At 60.3% G+C, this 2,499-nt stretch carries 2 protein-coding genes; both read left to right on the forward strand.

The genetic code is table 11. The features are described from left to right. Nucleotides 1–232 precede the first annotated feature (232 nt). Nucleotides 233–1,528: a bifunctional sterol desaturase/short chain dehydrogenase gene (locus NW829_RS12025; protein WP_414417174.1), complete on the forward strand. Its 1,296-nt coding sequence runs from the start codon at nucleotides 233–235 to the stop codon at nucleotides 1,526–1,528. 183 nt (nucleotides 1,529–1,711) lie between these two features. After that, the gene (locus NW829_RS12030) at nucleotides 1,712–2,482 is read left to right on the forward strand and encodes a DUF4397 domain-containing protein (RefSeq protein ID WP_414417173.1); all 771 of its coding nucleotides are present in this window, start codon (nucleotides 1,712–1,714) and stop codon (nucleotides 2,480–2,482) included. Nucleotides 2,483–2,499 lie beyond the last annotated feature (17 nt).

Here is a 2,499-nt window from a genome sequence, read left to right on the forward strand (position 1 = left end):
GCTGCTTTGGGTTTGGCCGTTGGAGATCCGGTCGAGATCCGAGAGCTTCAGCCCGTAGCCCCTTGATTTCTACCTCCCCTCTCCCTGAGGGAGAGGGGCCGGGGGTGAGGGAAGACAGGCTCGCAGATGATCTTTTGAAGAATCTTTGCGATGATTTTTGAGGGTTGCTAACTAAGCCTACAGAAGAGGCGACGACAAGCCCAAGAGCAGTTTGGCCACCGCAAGCGAGTCTATGGATGTCAGCAGCGTAAGTCATTGGATAGGGGTGGGGGCTGTCGCCCTAGCCTCCATCCTTTGGGCTGAGATCGTGCGGGATGTGCGCCATTGGCTGGCCCACCGGTGGCCCTGGCTGATGCCCAAACACATCCTGCACCACCGCCTGTTCCGCCCCGACCTTAGCGTGGTGGATGCACAGCTGTACCGAGAATCCCAGTGGCACCACGACGTTCCCGAAGCGGCGACGATGATCCTGGCCGGGATCCCTTGGGTGGTGGTATTGGGCCAGGGATCCCTGCTGTACGGCCTGGCGGCAGCGGTGGGGGTGGTCTACTCGGCCAGTTTCTGGGTGGCTGGTATGCTGCGGGGTTGGGGGCTGGCCCTGCAGACGGATATCACCCACCAGCCGGGGCCTTTCCCCGTTCCTCCCAGCCAATGGCATGTCAACCGCGCCTACCACTGGCGGCACCACTTCGACGATACCAACGCCTATTTTTGCGGCACCCTGACTCTCGTAGATCGGCTCATGGGCACCAGTCTCTCCTTGAAAGGCAAGCGAGTAGCCGTCACCGGCGCCTCCGGCACCCTGGGCCGGGCCTTGCTCAAGCATTTTCACCAGCAGGGGGCCAAAGTCATCGCCCTCAGCTCCCATTCGGATTCGGTTCACATCGAAGTGGACGGCCAGATCCAGCCGGTGGAGACCGTTCGCTGGCAGGTGGGGCAAGAGGGATCCCTGGCTGAGCTGCTGGAGCGGGTGGATATCTTGGTGCTCAACCACGGCCTGAACGTCCACAGGCAACGGGATCCCGAGTCTGTCCGCCAGTCCTATGCCGTCAACACTTTCTCCAGTTGGCGCCTAATGGAGCTGTTCTTCCAGACGGTGCGCGGCAACCCTGAGATGGCCACCAAAGAGGTGTGGGTGAACACCTCAGAGGCTGAGGCTAGCCCTGCTTTCAGTCCCCTCTATGAACTCTCGAAGCGGGCTTTGGGAGACCTGGTTACCCTGCGCCGTCTGGATGCCCCCTGTGTGGTGCGCAAGCTCATCCTCGGCCCCTTCAAGAGCCAGCTCAATCCCATTGGGGTTATGTCGGGAGATTGGGTGGCCGCTCAGATCTTGGCCCAGGCCAAACGAGACTGCCGCAACATCATCGTCACCATCAACCCCCTGACCTACTTGCTTTTCCCGCTCAAAGAGCTGGCTGTGAGCACTTATTTCCGCTTGTTTAGCCGTCGGTCTCCCCAGCCAGGGATCCCTGCCCCCAACCCAGATCCTGCAGGTGGGGCCGAGTCCGGTGATTTGCCTTTGGTTTAGTTAAAAGAAGGAACTAGATCCCAACCCGTTCCATAGCTCTATGGCATTGGGCGCAAAAGTGGAGTAAGACAAGAGCAGGTTCCTTGGCGTGCCAATACGAACTTTTGGGGAGCGAGAGCGCCCCTTGGCTTGGCGGAACACAGCAGCTCGATCCCCGGTGAGCGTTGGGTGTGAGGAGTAGGAGTGAGCGTGAACATGGTGCGACAGTGGGTGAGCGCAGTACTCTGCGTGGTGGGTGGATCGTTGATGTCGGGGCTTTTGTCCGGCTGTGCCATCCCGATGCCTTCGGCATCTGCGGGAGTTTCTGAAGTCCAAGTGCGCTTGGTGCATGTGGCCCCCAATGCCCCTCGGATCGACTTGGAAGTGGGAGGGGTGAGAGCTGCTCGGGGCATAGCCTATGGCTCGGTGAGCGAGTACGTGCGCATACCGGCGGGCGAGTACGACATTGTTTTGTTTTCAACGCCTGAGAACCCTGGCCAGCCTGCGAGTTCTTTGGTTGCGGCCAGAACCGTAGCCAATCTCAGGGGCGGGGGAGTATTCTCGGTGGTTGCTGCCAACGAGCCGAATCGCATGACGGCCCTGGTGCTGGAAGACAACATCCATCCGCCCTTTGATCAAGCCCTGGTGCGGTTTGTCCACGCTGCCCCTGATGCGCCGGCCCTGCAATGGCAAGGGGAGCAAGGGCGGGTACTGCTGCCCCAGTTGGCGTTTGGACAAGTATCCACCTTTCAAGCTATGCGCCCCGGCTTTACCCAAATTCAAGTGGCCATAGCCCCTTCAGCCTCCGCGCCAGGTGTGCAGTCGGCTCCCAGCCGGAGCATTCCCCTGCAGCGGTTTGACCTGCAGCTGGAGGCGGGGAAGGTCTATACCCTCTATGTAGCGGGATTGTTGCGCAGCAATCCGGCCATAAGCCTGGTGCTGGCAGAGGAAACTCGAGCTCGCAGGCTCCTATAGCCAAGGTGTTTCGGTCT

Origin of the sequence: Synechococcus sp. R55.8 (assembly GCF_047461895.1) — a bacterium.
Taxonomy (GTDB): Bacteria; Cyanobacteriota; Cyanobacteriia; order Thermostichales; family Thermostichaceae; genus Thermostichus.